1 protein-coding gene is annotated in these 325 nt (G+C 43.4%); it reads left to right on the forward strand.

Annotated features, from left to right (window positions below; all coding sequences use genetic code 11):
* Positions 1 to 325: hypothetical protein (locus LPB89_RS21955; RefSeq protein ID WP_230703743.1), on the forward strand; the 325-nt coding region annotated here is incomplete at both ends.

A 325-nucleotide genomic window follows, 5' to 3' on the forward strand; every position in this document is an offset into this window, starting at 1 on the left:
GGATAATAAAACTGTTGCTGACTTGGTAACGAACGAGAGTGATGTGACGTGGTATGATGCTGCTGATGGAACAAATGTAGTTCCGTTAACAACAGTTTTGGAAAACAATAAAGTGTATTACGGTTCACTGAAAGCGGGAAATTGCGAGAGTCCAACACGCTTGGCGGTAACGGTAACGTTAAGCGATCCGCAAACACCAACGACTGCTCATACCACACAGGAATTCTGTAAAGTGGATAATAAAACAGTAGCTGATTTGGTAACGAACGAAAGTGATGTGACGTGGTATGATGCTGAAAAAGAAGGAAACGTAGTTCCGCCCACG

The organism is Flavobacterium sp. ENC (genome assembly GCF_020991415.1).
Lineage (GTDB): Bacteria > Bacteroidota > Bacteroidia > Flavobacteriales > Flavobacteriaceae > Flavobacterium.